Here is an 18,388-nt window from a genome sequence, read left to right as displayed (position 1 = left end):
TCTGTGAATGAGACTTAGGTCCGAAAAAGGAAGGCGGCATCCGTGACTCAGGACTCAAATGTCACCAGTCAGGAACTAAGTGTTCTGGCCGAAACCTTTCGCCTGCTGGGTGATCCCAGCAGGCTGAAGATTTTGCTGCATTGTGTCGATGGACCGAAAGCGGTTTCCGAAATGGCCGCTGCTCTTGATCTCTCGCAGTCATTGGTCAGCCACCATTTGCGGCTGTTGCGGGGCGCACGGCTGGTCAGTGGCGAAAGGCGCGCGAAGCAGATTTTCTACCGGATTTCTGATGAGCATGTGACGGATGTCCTCCTCGATATGCTGGTCCACGTCCGCGAAGACCATCATTCAGCGCATGGCCACGAGCACGAGGCGGACTGACTGGCTCGTTTCGCACTCCATGCGCCGTAGCTCTTTCACAGCTCCGGGACGATCTCGACTTCATTGGTCGCCTAGGATATAGTCGTGAAGCCTTGGGACAAAAGTCATGCGTCAACTCGTCGCCATCATCGCTTTGATTTCCTTTGCCTTTGTTTCTTTGGCAACGATGAGCCATGGCACCCGCATGGCGATGGAAGATACGTCCCGTGCGACGTCTCACTCGGTCATGGTCAGCGATGACGAACATGGGGGAGGGCATGGGAATGCTCGACCGATGAAAGACAACCATTGCACAGAAAACTCGGCCTGCACCGATGAAGCCGGTCTCTGCGCTGCATACTGTGCCAAACTGACCACCTTTACCTTCGCCGAGAAATACGGCCTCCGGGCATCTGAGGCCTTCGTATCGCGGTGGCGAAACAATGACTCCTCACGTTTGACGGGGCGTGTTCCCGCTTTGCAGGACCGACCTCCCAAACCTCTCCTGATCTAAATTCCGATGCCGGTCGGAAAGACTGGCGGACACCCACAGGAATTTTTCCCATCAGGAGATGGAAAATGACGACTATTTCACGCCGTGGAGTTTTGGCGGCAGGCGCAGCCATGGTGCTGGCTCCGGCACTTCCCCGCGTCGCACGCGCACAGGATCAGGTGCTTTCGCTGAAGGCAGCGACGCGTGTTCTGGATATCGACGGGCGCGCAGCTACTGTTTTCGGGCTTGAAGGCCTAGGCGGTCAGGGTCTTGTCCTTGATCCGGGGCAGCGATTCAGGGTCGATCTGACCAATGAACTGGATATACCGACGCTGATCCATTGGCATGGCCAGATCCCGCCGAACGATCAGGATGGCGTACCGGATCTGCCGCGTCCGATGCTGATGCCGGGCGAAAGTCGTTCCTACGACTATGCGACGATGCCCGGAACATACTGGATGCACGCGCATATTCCGTTGCAGGAAATGAAGCTGCTCGCCGCGCCGCTGATCGTGCAAAGCGACGAGGACATGCGGGCAGATCGCCAACAGGTGGTGATGTTCCTGCACGACATGTCGTTCAAGGAGCCGGAAGAGATTATGGCGGAGATCACCGGCGGCCATGGTGGCGGCCATGACATGTCCAACATGAGTGCCGCACCGGAGCAAGGCAATGACATGGGCGCGATGCCCGGAATGGATCATTCCGGCATGAACATGGACGGCATGGCCATGGATCTGAACGACTATGATTGGGATGCCTATCTAACCAATGACCGCACCCTGTCGGATCCCGATGTCGTGCGGGTCGAAAAGGGTGGTAAGGTTCTGATGCGCGTGATCAACGGCGCCTCTTCCACCGTGTTCTGGATCGAAACCGGCGTTTTGCCCGGACGTCTTGTCGCGGTGGACGGGCACGCCGTTCAGCCGTTTGAGGGCAGCCGCTTTGGTATCGCCATGGGGCAACGCATGGATATCGAGATTACCTTGCCGGGCGAGGGCGCATGGCCGATCCTTGCGCTTCGCGAAGGTGCGCGTGAGCGGACCGGCCTGTTCCTCGCGACATCAGGTGCAACGGTAGAGCGTCTGTCTGGCATGGCAGAGGAGGCGTCGCCCGCCTTCGACATTGATATGGCGCAGGAATTGCGGTTGAAAGCGGCGGAAAACCTGCCACAGCGCGCGGCACAGCGGATCCATATGGTGATGCTCGGCGGCTCGATGCAGCCCTATGTCTGGACCATCGACGGCAATGTCTGGGGCAGTCACAAACCGCTGGGAGCTGTTTCGGGCGAGCGCGTCGAGATCATGTTCCACAACATGTCGATGATGGGCCACCCGATGCACCTGCACGGCCACGTTTTTCAGGTTGTCGACATCAATGGTCGGCGGGTTGATGGAGCCCGTCGTGACACTGTCTATGTGCCTCCCATGGCCGCCGTGACCATTGCGATGGACGCAGGCGAAGCCGCGCGCTGGATGCTGCATTGCCATCATATGCCGCACCTGCAAACGGGCATGATGACGGAATTCAGCGTCTCCGCCTGAAGTATGGCGGGCGGTAAATCCGCCCGCTTACCCATTCATTGGCACGCAATTCCTGTGCGGAGCTTTCTTGACGGACCCGCAATCCCGGATGCAGCGTTGCTTACCTGAAATACGGCCCTTTTGATCCTGTGACAGCCGCCGCTGGATCAAGGAGAGGAGAGTGTGACATGAACAATTCCAACGATCACAGCGCGCATGGCACGATGCCAGGCCATGGTGGCCATGATATGACACCGCCGGATCCGGGTGCGGAAGTGACGACCGATCCCGTCTGCGGCATGCAGGTGACGATCAAGCCCGACAGCCGCAAGCAAGAGTTCCAGGGCAAAACCCACTACTTCTGTTCGGCCAAATGCCAGACGAAATTCGAAGCGGACCCCTGGTTCTACGCGTCGGGCAATGCTGCGAACAAGCCCAAGGCGGTGGCGGCGGGCACGCAATACACCTGTCCGATGCATCCCGAGATCGTGCGCGACGCCCCTGGATCCTGCCCACTCTGCGGGATGGCGCTGGAGCCGATGATCCCCACGACCGATGATGAGCCCAGCCATGAACTGGTCGACTTCACCCGTCGCATGTGGATCAGCCTTGCTGCCGCTATCCCGCTGATGCTTCTGACCATGGGCGATATGATCGGCATCCCGGTCCGGCAATGGGTCGGTCCGATGAACGCGCCATGGATAGAATTCGCACTGGCGACGCCCATCGTGCTCTGGGCCGCTGCGCCGTTTTTCAAGCGCGGCTGGGACAGCATCATAAACCGTTCACCGAATATGTGGACGCTGATCTCTCTGGGTGTCGGCGCCGCCTTCCTCTATTCCATCGTGGCGACGGTGTGGCCGGGCATATTCCCGGAGGCCTATCGCTCCGGCCATGGCGTCGGTACCTATTTCGAGGCGGCAGTGGTCATCGTGGCCCTGGTGTTTGTCGGCCAGGTACTGGAATTGCGCGCCCGTGAACGTACTGGCGATGCGATCAAGGCGCTGCTGAATCTTGCTCCCAAGACCGCGCGGCGGGTGCTGGCGGATGGCACCGAATATGACGCGCCTTTGGACAACATCATGCAGGGTGACCGCCTTCGCGTGCGCCCCGGCGACAGCGTACCGGTTGATGGCACGGTGGTTGAGGGGGGCTCGTCGGTCGATGAAAGCATGATCACCGGCGAGCCTGTGCCGGTGGAAAAGACCGCGGGCGATCACGTCACTGGCGGCACCATCAACAAGAACGGCAGTCTGGTGATCGAGGCCCGCCGTGTGGGTGCCGATACCGTGCTGTCGCAGATCGTCAACATGGTTGCCGGCGCCCGCCGGTCGCGCGCGCCGATCCAGGGGCTTGCCGACCGGGTGGCGTCGATCTTCGTGCCAACGGTGGTGCTAGTCGCAATCCTCGCTTTCATCGGTTGGTTCATCTGGGGTCCAGAGCCCGCACTGATCTTTGCGGTCGCCTCGGCGGTGTCGGTGCTGATCATCGCCTGCCCCTGTGCGCTTGGTCTGGCGACCCCGATTTCGATCACTACGGCCGCAGGGCGCGGCGCGCAGGCCGGTGTGCTGGTCAAGAACGCCGAAGCGCTGGAGCGTATGGCCGCCGTCACCACGCTGGTCGTCGACAAGACCGGCACCCTGACCGAGGGTAAGCCCGCGCTGACCGATGTGATCACCCTTGGATCGGTGCCGGAGGCCGACATCCTCGCGGTGGCGGCGGCGCTGGAGCGCGGATCGGAGCACCCGCTGGCCGAGGCGATCGTCGGCGGGGCCGAAGCGCGCGGCACCCAACGCAAATCCGCTACGGATTTCGCCGCCGTCACCGGCAAGGGGGTGCAGGGCCGGGTGGATGGCCAGCCGGTCGCGCTCGGAAATGCCGCGATGATGCGCGAAGTGGGCCTCGATCCCACTGCGCATGAGGCGCGGGCCGATGAAATGCGCACCGAGGGCAAGACCGCCATGTTCATCGCGATTGATGGCGCTGTCGCAGGGATCGTCGCGGTGGCAGACCCGATCAAGGCAACCACGGTCGAGGCCATTCGTCTGCTGCACGAGCAAGGCCTGAAGATCATCATGGCGACAGGGGACAACCAGCGCACCGCCGAAGCGGTGGCGGCACGGCTTGGCATCGACGAGGTCCGCGCCGGAGTGATGCCCGAGGACAAGAAGGCGCTGATCGAAGAGTTGCGCAAACGCGGCGAAGTCATCGCCATGGCGGGCGATGGCGTGAACGATGCGCCGGCGCTGGCAGCCGCCGATGTCGGCATTGCGATGGGAACCGGGGCGGATGTCGCGGTTGAAAGCGCCGGGCTGACCCTGCTTGGCGGCGATCTGCTGGGCGTGGTGCGGGCACGCAACCTTGCGAAGGCGACGCTGCGCAACATCAAGGAGAACCTGTTCTTTGCCTTCGCCTACAACACGGCGGGCATCCCGATTGCGGCTGGGATCTTCTATCCGCTGACCGGCTGGCTGCTGTCGCCGATGTTCGCGGCGGCCGCCATGAGCCTGTCCTCGGTTTCCGTGATCGCCAATGCGCTGCGGTTGCGGCGCGTCAAACTATGATCACGGCGTATTGAAAAGGATCCGGGCGGCAAGCTCCGCTGTCGCCCAGATCACTTCGGCCGGTTTTGTGCGGCAAGGAATTTCTCGAAAGCCGCAAGCGTTCTGGCCGAGACATGGTGCTCCAGCCCCTCGCCATCGATCTCTGCGATTTCGGCGGGCACACCGACGGCCACGAGCAGGGCAACGACGGTCCGGTGGCGCGCGCGGACACGTTCCGCCAGTTCGGCACCCGCATCTGTCAGGAAAATCCCGCGATAGGGGCGTGAGGTCGCCAGCCCTTCGCGTTTCAGCCTTCCGATGGCCTTGGTGGCCGTCGGCTGAGCAACGCCCATTCGCTCAGCAATATCAGCTACCCTTGCTTCACCACTCACCGAAATCAAATCGCTGATCATTTCGACATAGTCCTCGAGCAGCGCCCTCGCCTGGCATTCGCGCGCATGCGCAAAACGTCTGGCTTGCAAGGACGCTGGGGGGTGCGCCGGGGCATTTGACATGCTGCTCTCCAAGAGGTGCCCGCCGCGAGAACACGGATCGGCGGTTTCCAGTGTAGTTCCCGGGTAAACATAGATGCCGCGATGCAGCTTTGCAAACCTACGCTCATCTTCTTGCATGAAGCTACAAAATAGATACGATTGACTATGATATAGCCATGGCTATACTCTACGAGATAGCCAACCTTCATTCACGTGCCACTTCATGACCAGTTCCGATCGCGCCCGCATCCAGATGGCCGCCATTCTCGCCGGAAAACGGCAGGGGTTCTTCAGCAAATTTCTGTTCGCGGGGCCCGCCGTCATCGCCTCGATCGCCTATGTCGATCCGGGCAACTATGCGACCAATATTCAGGCGGGCGCGGGATATGGCTATCAGCTGCTGTGGGTGGTTCTGCTGGCCAATCTGATTGCGATGATGTTTCAGGGCCTGTCGGCGCGATTGGGCATCGTCACCGGCAAGAATCTGGCGGAAATGTCACGCGACACTTTCCCCAGGCCCGTCGTGTGGGCGATGTGGGTGGTCAGTGAAATCGCCGCCATGGCCACCGATCTGGCTGAGTTTCTGGGTGGTGCCATTGGGTTGTCGCTGCTGTTTGGCCTGCCGCTGATCTGGGGCATGGTCGTCACCGCTATTGTGACCTACGGTATCCTGATCTTTGAGAAACGTGGCTTCCGCACGATGGAGCTGATTATCGGCACCATGGTCGCCATCATCAGCCTTTGCTACCTGATCGAGATCTGGATCACGCCTGTCGACTGGCAGTCTGCGGCCGCTGGCCTGATTACTCCGAACCTGCCCGATACTGCGGCGCTGACCATCGCTGTGGGCATCATCGGTGCTACCGTCATGCCGCATGCGATCTATCTGCATTCCAGCCTGACGCAATCGCGCGTTACCATCCGCAACGAGAGTGAGCGCCGTAAAGTCCTGCGCTATTCCAACATCGAGGTCGTGGTGGCGCTGGCCATCGCTGGCATGGTCAACATGGCCATGGTGATGATGGCGGCCGGGGCATTCCACGACGGCAACAGCGGCGTCGCGGAAATCGAGACTGCCTATCAGTTGCTGACGCCTTTGCTGGGCGCGGCTGCGGCCTCGGTCTTTCTGGTGTCGCTGATCACCTCGGGTGTGTCTTCCTCGGTGGTGGGGACGATGGCCGGGCAGATGATCATGCAGGGTTTCCTGCGCTTTCACGTGCCGATCTGGATACGCCGGCTGGTGACGATGGCCCCGGCCTTTGCCGTGGTGGCAGCGGGCGTCAACGCGACCGAGGCTCTGGTAATGAGCCAGGTCGTCCTATCCATCGGCCTGCCAGTGCCGATGATCGCGCTGATCATCTTCACCTCGCGCCGCGACATCATGGGCGAATACGTCATGAGCCCGGCCCTGCGTGTGCTAGCCTATACCGGAGCGGCGGTGGTGCTGGGGCTGAATTTCGTGCTGCTGGCCAGCACTTTTGGTCTGCCGATCCCGTTCCTGGGATAAGGAAGGGCCATGCCCTGCGGCATGGCCCCCCGTTCTTACATGTTCAGCACGCGGCCATAGGCGTCCAGCACGCTTTCCTTCATCGTCTCCGACAGCGTGGGGTGCGGGAAGATGGTGTGGATCAGATCCTCTTCGGTGGTCTCCAGGTTCATCGCCACGAGGAAACCCTGGATCAACTCGGTCACTTCGGCGCCTACCATATGCGCGCCCAAAAGCTGACCGGTTTTCGCGTCGAAGATGGTCTTGACCAGCCCCTGATCCTCGCCCAGGGCGATGGCCTTGCCATTGCCGATAAAGGGGAACCGGCCGACGCGGACCACGTGGCCCGCCTCGCGCGCGCGGGCCTCGGTCAGCCCTACCGAGGCGACCTGCGGATTGCCATAGGTGCAGCCCGGAATGCGCAGCTTGTCCATCGGATGCGGGTCCAGCCCGGCGATCTTTTCGACGCAGATCACGCCCTCATGTTCCGCCTTGTGCGCCAGCATCGGCGGCCCGGCCACATCGCCGATGGCATAGATGCCCGGCACATTGGTGCGGCAATAGCCGTCGATGGCGATGACGCCGCGCTCGACCTTTACGCCGACCGTTTCCAGCCCGATGTTTTCCACGTTGCACTGCACACCAGCAGCCAGCATCATCCGGTCGGCGTTGATGGTCTGGACCTTGCCGCCCTTGGTTTCCACATGTGCGGTGATGGAATTGGCGGCCTTGTCGACCTTGCCAACCTTGGCCTCCATAAGGAATTTGATGCCCATCTTCTCGAACCGCTTTTGCGCGAAATTCGAAATTTCGGCATCTTCGACCGGCATGATTTGCGCCAGCATCTCGACCACCGTCACCTCGACCCCAAGTGCGCGGTAGAAAGAGGCAAATTCGATGCCGATTGCGCCAGAGCCGACGATTAACAGGGATTTTGGCATCTCTTGCGGCACCATCGCCTCGAAATACGTCCAGATCAGCTTGCCGTCGGGTTCCAGTCCGGGGATGGCGCGCGGGCGGGCACCGGTCGCCACAATGATGTGCTTGGCGATATAGGTGCCGGGGCCTTTGACGCCTTTGGGGATCGGGCCCTGCGGCTGCATTGCGGATTTGGTCGGGGCGGTGACGTTGATCGCGCCGGGGGCGGTCAGCTTTGCCTCGCCCCAGATGATGTCGACCTTGTTCTTTTTCATAAGAAAGGTCACGCCACCCGCCATGCGTTCGGCGACGACGCGCGCCCGGCTGGTGATCTTCCCCAGATTGGGCGCAAGGCCCGTGATGTCGACGCCGAATTCCTGCCCGTGGCTGGCCAGCGTCATCACCTCGGCCGAGCGCAACAGCGCCTTGGCCGGGATGCATCCCCAGTTGGCGCAGATGCCGCCGATATGCTCGCGCTCGACGATTGCGGTTTTCAGGCCCAGCTGTGCCGCGCGGATCGCTGCGATATAGCCGCCCGGACCTGAACCCACGACGACAACGTCATAATTCTGGGACATGGGCTTCCTTTCTGTTCCAGCCGGGATGGCCGGCGCTGTCGTCATGTTTGCCGCAGCATCCTATTGGGTGCGCCGGCTGACAAGTGTGGCGGGATGGCTGTGATGTTCGGTGCCGCAGAATGTGTGATCCGTCAGCGAGGACATGACGCGACAGTTTGCGACTCCCTGATCGTCGCACCCGGATGCCATCCGGGCAAGTTCTGCCTCGAGCATCTGCAGGTCCCGAATACGTCTGCGAACGTCTTCCAGATGGGATCGGGCGATGTCATCGGCCTCGCGGCAACTGCCAGCGGGCTTGTCGATCACATCGATGAGGCTTCGGATCGCATCTATCTCGAAGCCCATAGCCCTTGCATGGCGGATCAGGCGCAGGCGATCCACTGCTGACTGGTCATAGCGACGCCGGTTGCCCCCGTCGCGCACGCCCTCCGGCAGTAGATGAATCATCTCATAGTACCGAATTGTCGTCACTTTGACGCCGGTTTGTTTTGACAGGCTTCCGATGCTCATATTCATGTCATTCACTCCTCGGCATCCGGGCGCATTTTCGGGGCCATTGATCAAAAGGCACCCCCCCCCCCCGGGGCGGGGGTGCTTTGGTTACGAGGCGCGCTTCAGGCCGCGCGGGATTTGCCTCGGAAGAAGCCGAGGAGGCGCATGGCATTGGCCGTCACCAGCACGGTCGCGCCGGTATCGGCGAAGACCGCAAGCCAGAGGCCCGTCACGCCGGTCACCGTGGTCACAAGGAAGATGGCCTTCAGGCCCAGCGAAATCCCCACATTCTGCCGAATGTTCCGCATCGTTGCTCGCGACAGAGCGATCATGCGCGGGATGTCATCCACCCGGTCGCGCATCAGGGCGGCATCAGCGGCCTCCATCGCGACATCGGTGCCAGAGCCGATGGCAACCCCGACCTGCGCCGCAGCAAGCGCCGGGGCATCATTCACTCCGTCACCAACCATCACGATGGTCTGTTTTGCTGCGATTTCAGCCACAGCCCGCGACTTGTCTTCTGGCAGCATCCCCGCCTTCACGTCGATGCCGAGTTGGCGACCGATGGCGCCGCCGGTCCGGGGGTTGTCGCCGGTCATCATCAGGGGGGTGACCGATTGCGCCTTCAGCGCGGCAATCGCCGCCTTGCTTTCCGAGCGCGGCTCGTCGCGCATGGCGATCAGGCCCATCGTGTTCCCGGCAACCACGACCACGGCCACGGTCTTGCCCTGCTCCTCAAGTGCTGCGATGTGCTTTGCCGCATCCTCCGGCAGGGGCGCGCGTTCCGCCGCATGCTTCGGCGCACCGATGAAGACGCTCTGGCCCTGGACTTTCCCCTCCATGCCCTTGCCCGGCACGATGCGGACATCCGATGCTGCAAGACTATCGGCGCCGGTCTCGCTCGCATGAGCGACGATGGCCGTCGCAAGCGGGTGCGAGCTTTCGCGTTCGATCGCAGCGGAGAGCGCCAGCATGCGGGGCAACTCGCCGTTGACGGCCACTGCATCCGTGACCTTGGGTTTGCCCAGCGTCAGTGTTCCGGTTTTGTCAAATGCGACATATTTGGTGCTGGCCAGCATCTCCAGGACCGCGCCGCCCTTGATGAGCATACCTGCACGAGCACCGGCAGAAAGGCTGGACGCGACCGCTGCCGGCACCGAAATCACCAGTGCACAGGGGCATCCGATCAGGATCAGCGCGAGGGCGCGATAGATCCAGGTCTGCCAGTCGCCCCAGCCCATCAGCGGCGGTACCACAGCAACCATTGCGGCAATGGTCAGGATAATGGGCATATAGACGCGCGACAGCCGGTCGATATAGCGCTCGGTCGGGGCCTTGGCGTCCTGCGCCTCTTCGACCATGGCGATGATGCGCGCGATGGTGTTGTCCTCGGGGGCGCGGTCGACCTGGATGCGCAGGGTGGCATCGTGGTTGACGGTGCCAGCCCGCACACGCTCGCCAGGCTGTTTCGAGACGGGCACGCTTTCGCCGGTGACGGGCGATTCATCGACCGAGGAAATGCCGGTCAGGATCTCGCCATCGGCGGCAATCCGGTCGCCGGGGCGGGCGATGACGATCTGGCCGATGCGCAGGCTGTCGGCGGCGACCCTGGTGGTGCTGCCATCCTGCCCCTCGACCAACGCGTCGCGCGGCAAGAGCTTGCCAAGCGCCCGGATACCCGAGCGCGCGCGGTCCGCTGCAAGGCCTTCGAGCATTTCACCCAGCGTAAACAGCAGGATGACGACCGCCGCCTCTTCTTGTTCACCGATGATGACGGCGCCGATGGCGGCGATGGTCATCAGCATCTGGATGGTGAAGAACGCGCCATAGCGGGCGGCGACAAAGGCTTTGCGCGCAATCGGCCAGACGGCGATCACCGTGGCCAGCGTGAAGGCCCAGTATTCGATGTCGGGCTGCAGGAAGGTGGCGAGATAGGCGCCGCCGATGGCCGCGGCCGCAATGCCAAGCTGCTTGGCCTTGGGCGCCTGCCACCAGGCCTTTTTGCGCTGCGCCTCTTCCGGCTCGGACGGCAATCCGGCATCGGCCGCGGCGGCGGACGGCATTTCGGCAGTGAAGCCCAGCTTGCGCACCGCATCCTGGATCTGGCCGATGCTGGTCATGCCGGGGGCTAGGGTCAGCGTCATCTGCTCACGCGCTACCGAGACCTGCACATCGCTGACGCCGGGCATTCCTTGCAGCGCGGTGGTGATGGTGCCGGCACAGCTTGCGCAATCCATGCCGCCGACCTTCATCACGGTCTGGCCGGCTTTCGCGACAGGTTCCGCCTCATGGCTGCCATGGGCGTGATCGCCGCCGCAGGTGCCGTGGTCGTGGTCGTGGTCGTGACCGGAATGATCATGGGCAGCGTGGTCATGGCCAGAGTGATCGTGAGCTTTGCAGCCCTCATGCGCGGCATGATCGTGGTTCTGGTTGGCGGCTCCCTCGCCAATCAGCGTGGCGGAAAATCCGAGGCTTTTGACCGCCTTGACGATCTTCTCCTGCCCGGTCTGCTTCTCATCCAGCAACAGCTGCATCCGCTCACGCGCGACAGAGATCCGCAGTTCACTGACCCCGGGCATCCGGTCGATTGCGGTTTGGATGGTCGTCGCACAACTTGCGCAATCCATGCCGCCAATTTCGTATTCCAGCTTTTTGGGTGCCGATCCCGATCGTGCCATTGCACTGACTCCAGTCACGTCTGATTCGGGCGGACACTAATCCCTCTAGTCACTAGAGAATCAAGAAATTTATTTATATCAATATCTTAGTGACAAATCATCCATGCAGCAGACCCACGCCCCCTTGACGGAAGCGTGGCGAGCGAACCAATCTGACTGCCGTATTTCGCGAAAACTACTTTCCAGCCAAAGCGCTTGGGGAAAAGCCGAGGCTCTTGATGACCTTTTCGATCTTTGCGCGGTCGGTCTTGCTTTCATCCAACGTGAGCTTCATGCGTTCGCGCGCGACCGAGACGTTGAATTCGGACACGCCCGGCATGCGTTCGATGGCGGTGCGGATGGTGCCAGCACAGCTGCCGCAATCCATACCGCCAATCTGGTATTCAAGAGTCGAAATGGTCGACATCGCTGTCTCCGTGATGTGATTCGCAGCAACCGTACGCGCTGCAGCGACTGTAGGAGCAAGTGGTATTTTCACCGACGATCGGCCCACATCCTTCGTCATTGTTGCCGCAGGAATTTCCGAAGGCGGCTCAACCCGGTGACGGGAGCCTCCGCGCTCAGAAGCATGCGTCCCTTCGCGGTGATGGCGTATCTGCGGGCCCGGATCACACGCAGAAAGCCAAGATCCGTCATGCGCTCTGCCACCTGAATCCGGGAGTCGTCGGTCAGGTCGAGATGGCCATCCGGCGAAACATCGGCCTCCCTGAGGAGGTCGAGCCATATATCCGGTGTCTTTTCCACCATGGGTCAGTCAAGGATTGCGGCAGGCATGCCCGATGATGGCCTGTCCGCGGCTTGTCCCCGTGCCCTATGAACTGCTTCCGGTATCCGGTGCGGCAGACGGGCGCCGGGGACGCCCGTCTTCAGAGGCCTGGTCGGCAAGGGCTTAGTTGCCACGCGCTGCAAGCCATTCCTGCATCATGGCGATTTCGCCTTCCTGCGCCTTGATCACCTCTTCGGCAAGCGCACGCACTTCGGGGTCGGACCCATATTCAAGCACGACTTTCGCCATGTCGATGGCACCTTGGTGGTGCGGGATCATCCCGCGCATGAAGTCGACATCGGCATCGCCGGTATAGGGCACCATCATGTCACGCATCATGACATCCATCACCGCAGTATAGGCTGCAGTAGAGGGGCTGTCGGTAGCGGCTGTGCCGCCCATGGTCGACATGTCATGGCCGGCCATTCCGCCCGCATTGCCACCCTCGGGCAGCTGGCTTTGGGCAAAGGCGAGCCCCGCAGAAATGGCGAGAGCGCCGCCGATGAACATCGGGGTCAGCTTGTTCATATTCTGTCTCCGGTTACTTCGCGGTGGCAGGGTATCCGGCAAGGTCAAGGACCTTCAGGATGTCGTCCTGCGTTGCAGAGGTTTCCACCTTGACCGTGCGGGTCGGCGGATCGGTTTCGATCTTTGCCTGAGCATCGACCGACTCAATGGCCTTAGTGACAGACCGTGCGCAGCCGCCGCAGGTCATCGATTCCACGTGGAATTGCATGAGAGCCTCCTTGGGTTCGTGTCTCATGCCAAGCGATATAGGGTTTCCACCAACTGGAAGGTCAAGGGCGGTTTTTGTTCTTTTTTGCACTTGACCTTCCTGCCACTGGAAGCACCATCTTAGGTTCCGAACTCGAATCCATGTAGGAAGGAGGCGGCTATGAAAGCCCCCGTTCGAGCTGCGGACCAGACAAACGCAGCAATCTCTTTGCCCATCGAGGGCATGACCTGCGCGTCCTGTGTCGGACGCGTGGAACGCGCGCTGAAAGCCGTGCCGGGCGTTGCCAATGCGGTCGTCAATCTGGCAACCGAAAAGGCAAGCATTACTGCTGACGGCAAGGTTGATCGCGCAGCATTGGTGAAAGCAGTCGAGGATGCTGGCTATGATGTCTCCGCAAGCTTCATGGCCGCAGTCCCTGTTGCTACCGGCCCAGTTGAAATCGCGATTGAAGGCATGACCTGCGCATCTTGCGTGGGCAGGGTCGAACGGGCCCTGAAAGAAGTGCCGGGTGTCACCCAGGCTGTCGTCAACCTCGCGACCGAAAAGGCCTCCGTTCAGGGCTCTGCCGACAGTTCCGCACTGATCGCAGCCATCGCGGAGGCAGGCTATGACGCCAAACTGCTGACCCCGTCAGCGGCGGCGGTCGAAATCGCTATTGAAGGCATGACCTGCGCTTCTTGCGTCGGTCGTGTCGAGCGCGCGCTGAAGGAGGTACCTGGCGTCACTCAGGCCGTCGTCAACCTTGCCACCGAAAAGGCGACGGTTCAGGGCAAGGCCGACACTGCCGCACTGATCGCGGCCATTGCTGCAGCGGGATATGATGCGAAGCTTTTGGTCACGGCCAGCGCCGCAGGTACCGCCGAAGATGACGAGCGCGCCGAGAAGAAGGCCGCCGAATATCGCGAGTTGAAGCGCGATCTGACCATTGCCGCCGTTCTTACCCTGCCGGTCTTCCTGCTGGAAATGGGCTCGCATGTCATTCCGGGCGTTCACGACCTGATCGCCCGCACCATCGGCATGCAAGCCAGTTGGTATGTCCAGTTCGCACTGACGACGATTGTGCTCTTTGTGCCGGGAATCCGCTTCTATGAGAAGGGTCTGCCCGCACTGCGTCGGTTGACGCCCGACATGAACTCTCTCGTCGCCGTGGGGACGCTGGCGGCTTATGGCTATTCGCTGGTCGCGACCTTCTCGCCTGGCTTCCTGCCACCGGGGACGATCAACGTCTATTATGAGGCTGCGGCCGTCATTGTGACGCTGATCCTGCTGGGCCGTCTGCTGGAAGCACGCGCCAAGGGCCGTACCTCAGAGGCGATCAAGCGGCTGGTCGGCATGCAGGCCAAGACCGCCCGAGTGCGCCGTGACGGCAAGGTGGTCGAGGTTGCCATCGACGCCGTGCTCTCCGGCGATGTGGTCGAGGTTCGCCCCGGCGAGCGTATTCCGGTCGATGGTGAGGTGGTCGAAGGTGAAAGCTATGTCGACGAGTCGATGATCACCGGCGAGCCGATCCCGGTCGGCAAGAAGTCTGGTAGCGAGGTCGTCGCCGGCACCGTGAACCAAAAGGGTGCCTTTGCCATCCGCGCCACAGCGGTCGGCGGCAATACCGTGCTCTCGCAGATCATCCGTATGGTCGAAGAGGCGCAAGGCTCGAAACTGCCGATCCAGGCAATGGTCGACAAGGTGACGATGTATTTCGTGCCGGTCGTCTTTGGTGTCGCCGCCCTGACCTTTGCCGCATGGCTGTATTTCGGCCCGTCGCCCGCGCTGACCTTTGCGCTGGTCAATGCCGTGGCTGTGCTGATCATCGCCTGCCCCTGCGCCATGGGCCTGGCCACACCGACCTCGATCATGGTCGGCACCGGCCGGGGTGCCGAACTGGGCGTGCTGTTCCGCAAGGGCGAGGCGCTGCAACTGCTGAAGGACGCCAGGGTCGTCGCCGTCGACAAGACCGGCACCCTGACCGAAGGAAAGCCCGCGCTGACCGATCTGGAACTGTCCGCAGGCTTTGACCGCGCGCAGGTGCTGGCCATGGTTGCCGCTGTCGAAGCGCGTTCGGAACACCCGATCGCCCGTGCCATCGTGGAGGCTGCCGAGGCCGAGGGGCTGACGCTGCCCACCATCGCTGACTTCGAATCCGTCACCGGCTTTGGCGTCAAGGCCATGGTCAACGACCAGCGTGTCGAAATCGGTGCTGACCGCTATATGACGGAGCTGGGCCTTGATGTGTCGAACTTTGCCTCGGTCGCCGAACGTCTGGGCAACGAGGGCAAATCGCCGCTTTATGCCGCCATCGGTGGCAAGCTGGCAGCGATCATCGCGGTCGCCGACCCGATCAAGCCGACGACTCCGGCTGCGATCAAGGCGATGCACGATCTGGGCCTGAAGGTCGCCATGATCACCGGCGACAACAAACGCACCGCGCAGGCCATCGCCGCCCGTCTGGGCATCGATGAGGTTGTGGCCGAGGTCCTGCCCGATGGCAAGGTAGAGGCGGTGCGTCGTCTGAAGGCCGAGCATGGCAAGGTGGCCTTTGTCGGCGACGGCATCAACGACGCGCCCGCGCTGGCGGAAGCGGATGTGGGCCTTGCCATCGGCACCGGCACCGACATCGCCATCGAGGCGGCGGATGTGGTGCTGATGTCGGGCAGCCTGCAAGGTGTGCCGAATGCCATCGCCCTGTCCAAGGCGACCATCGGCAATATCCGGCAGAACCTGTTCTGGGCCTTTGTCTATAACGCCGCCCTGATCCCGGTTGCCGCGGGTCTGCTCTACCCATCCTACGGCATCCTGCTGTCGCCAGTCTTCGCCGCCGGTGCCATGGCGCTGTCCAGCGTCTTCGTGCTGGGCAATGCGCTGCGGCTGAAGACTTTCAAGGTCGCGAGCTGACGCAAAATGGGCGGTCCGTTCCGGGCCGCCCATCCTTAAGGAAATGGAGTGCAGCATGAACATCGGCGAAGCGGCCAGAGCATCCGGCGTATCCGCAAAGATGATCCGCTACTACGAACAGACAGGATTGATCCCGCAGGCAAGCCGCACCTCATCCGGATATCGTGAGTATACTGATGCGGATGTGCAGTTCCTTCGCTTTGTCCGATATGCCCGGGCTCTCGGCTTCTCGATGCCAGATATTGAAGAGCTGGTGGGTCTTTGGCGCGATCCGAATGGCAAGCATGCAGAAGTGCGGCTCCGGGCCGCGGCACATATCGAGACACTTGGGAAGAAAATTACAGAGTTGAAGGAAATGGCTGGCGCGCTCGATCACCTCGTCAGCGCTTGCGATAGCGAAAGTCGTCCCGATTGCCCTGTCTTTAAAAGACAAGATGTTGTCTGACCTCTCGAGCCGCCAGGACGCTTGGGTACAGACAAGCACGCCAATCCGGCCGGTTTGCGGTACGCGTCACATGAAATCCTCCCAACGCAACGCATGGCACCACGAAGCGGGGTTGTTGCGTCGCCTTCCTGAAGTATCTGGAGAGATAGATGGCTGACTTTGATCTGATTGTAATCGGCAGTGGTCCTGGCGGCTATGTCGCCGCGATCCGCGCCGCCCAGCTGGGCCTGAAAACCGCCTGCGTCGAAGGGCGCGATACCCTTGGCGGCACCTGCCTCAATATCGGCTGCATCCCGTCAAAGGCGCTGCTTAACGCCACCCACAACCTGCACGAAGCCCATATGAATTTTGAAAAGATGGGCATCACCGGCGCGCCCGCGCTCAAGGTCGACTGGGAGCGGATGCTGCGCTACAAGGAAGACGTGGTGGCCACCAACACCCGCGGCGTCGAATTCCTGTTCAAGAAGAACAAGGTCACGCGCTTGCAGGGCTGGGCCTCGATCCCGGCGCCGGGTCAGGTGAAGGTCGGCGAAGAGATCCATACCGCAAATAACATCCTGATCGCCACCGGGTCCGAGGCGACAGTGCTGCCGGGCATCACTGTGGATGAAGAGGTGGTCATCACCTCGACCGGCGCGCTCAGCCTTGGGCAGATCCCGAAATCCATGGTGGTGATCGGCGCGGGCGTGATCGGGCTGGAAATGGGCTCGGTCTATGCGCGTCTGGGCACCGAGGTGACGGTGGTTGAATACCTTGATGCGATCACACCGGGGCTGGACGCCGAGATCGCCCGCAGCTTCCAGAAGATCCTGATCAAGCAGGGCATGAAATTCGTGCTGGGCGCCGCCGTGCAATCGGTCGAGCGCACCAAGACCGGCGCGCGGGTCAGCTGGACGCAGCGCAGCGACGATGCGCCGGGCGAGGTCGAGGTCGAGGTCGAGGTCGAGGTCGAGGCCGATGTGGTTCTGGTCGCCACCGGGCGCAAACCGTATACCGAGGGTCTGGGGCTGGAGGCTCTGGGCGTCGAGATGCTGCCGCGCGGGCAGATCAAGGTGGATGCGAAGATGCAGACCAACGTGCCCGGCATCTATGCCATCGGTGACGCGGTTCCCGGCCCGATGCTGGCCCACAAGGCGTCCGAAGAGGGTATCGCGGCGGTCGAGACTATGGCCGGCCAATATGGCCATATGAATTACGACGTGATCCCCGGCGTGATCTATACCAGCCCCGAGGTCGCCTCGGTCGGCAAGACCGAGGAACAGCTGAAGGCCGAGGGCCGCGCCTACAAGGTGGGCAAGTTCTCGCTGATGGGCAATGCCCGCGCCAAGGCCGTGTTCCAGGGCGACGGCATGGTCAAGATGATCGTCGACAAGAAAACCGACCGCATCCTCGGCTGCCACATCATCGGCCCGGCGGCGGGCGAACTGATCCACGAGATCTGTGTGGCGATGGAATTCGGCGCTGCCGCGCAGGATGTCGCGATGACCTGCCACGCCCACCCAACCTTCAGCGAGGCGGTGCGCGAGGCGGCGCTTGCCTGCGGCTCGGGCGCGATCCACGCCTGAAGGTTGCAGCACCGCAGATGGGGGGGGGCCGGATCGGTGGTGGATCCGGCCCCTTTGCATTGTGCGCTCTGCGCAGGTGTCAGTGCAGATGCTCCTCGCGCACATGCAGCAATGTGCTGTGCAGCAGCTCGGCGACGCGCGGATTGGATACCCGGTAGTAGACCTGCTTTGACTGCCGATCTCCCCGGATCAGACGCGCGCGGCGCATCAGGCGCAGGTGGTGGCTGACCAGCGAGGGCGACAGGCTGATGGCACTGGCAATCTCGGAAACCGCTTTCGGGCTTTCAAAGCAATGAAACAAGATCTTCAGCCTGCTGGGGTCACCCAACAGGCTGAAGATCCTGGATACGGCGGGAAGCATCTGATCGGCAGTGTCGATAGTCATGTCAGTGCCTGTCGTGATGCTTCCCGGTTCAGTATTCGGT

General features: G+C 61.9%; 17 protein-coding genes. 8 read left to right on the top strand and 9 right to left on the bottom strand.

Annotation, left to right across the window (positions count from 1 at the left end):
- Positions 1-42: 42 nt before the first annotated feature.
- From HS053_RS21560 to HS053_RS21545, 4 genes are all read left to right on the top strand, one after another.
- Complete coding sequence (locus HS053_RS21560; protein ID WP_174213298.1) at positions 43-381, top strand: metalloregulator ArsR/SmtB family transcription factor; 339 nt, start codon at positions 43-45, stop codon at positions 379-381.
- A gap of 106 nt (positions 382-487) precedes the next feature.
- Entirely contained in the window at positions 488-874 is a 387-nt protein-coding gene (locus HS053_RS21555) for a hypothetical protein (protein WP_174213297.1), read from the top strand.
- 65 nt (positions 875-939) lie between these two features.
- A complete protein-coding gene (locus HS053_RS21550) occupies positions 940-2,397 on the top strand; it encodes a multicopper oxidase family protein (RefSeq protein ID WP_174213296.1) in 1,458 nt (485 codons plus the stop codon).
- A 203-nt stretch (positions 2,398-2,600) separates the two neighbouring features.
- The gene (locus tag HS053_RS21545) at positions 2,601-4,940 is read left to right on the top strand and encodes a heavy metal translocating P-type ATPase (RefSeq protein WP_370584936.1); all 2,340 of its coding nucleotides are present in this window, start codon (positions 2,601-2,603) and stop codon (positions 4,938-4,940) included.
- Between the two features lie 50 nt (positions 4,941-4,990).
- Here the strand turns inward: HS053_RS21545 and mntR are convergent, their stop codons facing one another.
- Positions 4,991-5,551: a manganese-binding transcriptional regulator MntR gene (gene mntR / locus HS053_RS21540; RefSeq protein ID WP_347233368.1), complete on the bottom strand. Its 561-nt coding sequence runs from the start codon at positions 5,549-5,551 to the stop codon at positions 4,991-4,993.
- A gap of 85 nt (positions 5,552-5,636) precedes the next feature.
- Here mntR and HS053_RS21535 point away from each other — a divergent pair, with 85 nt between their 5' ends.
- Positions 5,637-6,920, top strand: a complete 1,284-nt coding sequence (locus tag HS053_RS21535) for an Nramp family divalent metal transporter (RefSeq protein ID WP_174213294.1) — start codon at positions 5,637-5,639, stop codon at positions 6,918-6,920.
- Between the two features lie 35 nt (positions 6,921-6,955).
- On the opposite strand, the gene lpdA (HS053_RS21530) is transcribed toward HS053_RS21535, so the two are convergent.
- From lpdA (HS053_RS21530) to HS053_RS21500, 7 genes are all read right to left on the bottom strand, one after another.
- The gene (gene lpdA / locus HS053_RS21530; protein ID WP_174213293.1) at positions 6,956-8,395 is read right to left on the bottom strand and encodes a dihydrolipoyl dehydrogenase; all 1,440 of its coding nucleotides are present in this window, start codon (positions 8,393-8,395) and stop codon (positions 6,956-6,958) included.
- Between the two features lie 60 nt (positions 8,396-8,455).
- Complete coding sequence (locus HS053_RS21525; RefSeq protein ID WP_174213292.1) at positions 8,456-8,911, bottom strand: MerR family transcriptional regulator; 456 nt, start codon at positions 8,909-8,911, stop codon at positions 8,456-8,458.
- A gap of 98 nt (positions 8,912-9,009) precedes the next feature.
- The gene (locus tag HS053_RS21520; protein WP_174213291.1) at positions 9,010-11,565 is read right to left on the bottom strand and encodes a heavy metal translocating P-type ATPase; all 2,556 of its coding nucleotides are present in this window, start codon (positions 11,563-11,565) and stop codon (positions 9,010-9,012) included.
- A gap of 175 nt (positions 11,566-11,740) precedes the next feature.
- Positions 11,741-11,971 carry a heavy-metal-associated domain-containing protein gene (locus HS053_RS21515; protein WP_174213290.1) on the bottom strand — a complete coding sequence of 77 codons (231 nt, stop codon included), beginning with the start codon at positions 11,969-11,971 and terminating at the stop codon, positions 11,741-11,743.
- 95 nt (positions 11,972-12,066) lie between these two features.
- Positions 12,067-12,312: a hypothetical protein gene (locus HS053_RS21510; RefSeq protein ID WP_174213289.1), complete on the bottom strand. Its 246-nt coding sequence runs from the start codon at positions 12,310-12,312 to the stop codon at positions 12,067-12,069.
- A 142-nt stretch (positions 12,313-12,454) separates the two neighbouring features.
- The gene (gene copM / locus HS053_RS21505) at positions 12,455-12,757 is read right to left on the bottom strand and encodes a CopM family metallochaperone (protein WP_198839228.1); all 303 of its coding nucleotides are present in this window, start codon (positions 12,755-12,757) and stop codon (positions 12,455-12,457) included.
- Positions 12,758-12,872: 115 nt separating this feature from the next.
- The gene (locus HS053_RS21500; RefSeq protein WP_174213287.1) at positions 12,873-13,067 is read right to left on the bottom strand and encodes a heavy-metal-associated domain-containing protein; all 195 of its coding nucleotides are present in this window, start codon (positions 13,065-13,067) and stop codon (positions 12,873-12,875) included.
- A gap of 159 nt (positions 13,068-13,226) precedes the next feature.
- Here HS053_RS21500 and HS053_RS21495 point away from each other — a divergent pair, with 159 nt between their 5' ends.
- From HS053_RS21495 to lpdA (HS053_RS21485), 3 genes are all read left to right on the top strand, one after another.
- Complete coding sequence (locus HS053_RS21495) at positions 13,227-15,953, top strand: heavy metal translocating P-type ATPase (RefSeq protein WP_174213286.1); 2,727 nt, start codon at positions 13,227-13,229, stop codon at positions 15,951-15,953.
- Positions 15,954-16,008: 55 nt separating this feature from the next.
- Positions 16,009-16,398, top strand: a complete 390-nt coding sequence (cueR, locus tag HS053_RS21490) for a Cu(I)-responsive transcriptional regulator (RefSeq protein ID WP_174213285.1) — start codon at positions 16,009-16,011, stop codon at positions 16,396-16,398.
- A gap of 149 nt (positions 16,399-16,547) precedes the next feature.
- Positions 16,548-17,963, top strand: coding sequence for a dihydrolipoyl dehydrogenase (gene lpdA, locus HS053_RS21485; protein ID WP_174213284.1), 1,416 nt, complete (start codon positions 16,548-16,550; stop codon positions 17,961-17,963).
- 79 nt (positions 17,964-18,042) lie between these two features.
- On the opposite strand, the gene HS053_RS21480 is transcribed toward lpdA (HS053_RS21485), so the two are convergent.
- The coding region (locus HS053_RS21480; RefSeq protein WP_347233367.1) for an ArsR/SmtB family transcription factor at positions 18,043-18,388 on the bottom strand (346 nt) is incomplete at its 5' end.

Source organism: Tabrizicola fusiformis, from assembly GCF_013328815.1.
GTDB lineage: Bacteria > Pseudomonadota > Alphaproteobacteria > Rhodobacterales > Rhodobacteraceae > Fuscibacter.
The sequence above is the reverse complement of the archived record's forward strand: the minus strand, read 5'-3'. Positions and strand labels throughout refer to the sequence as shown.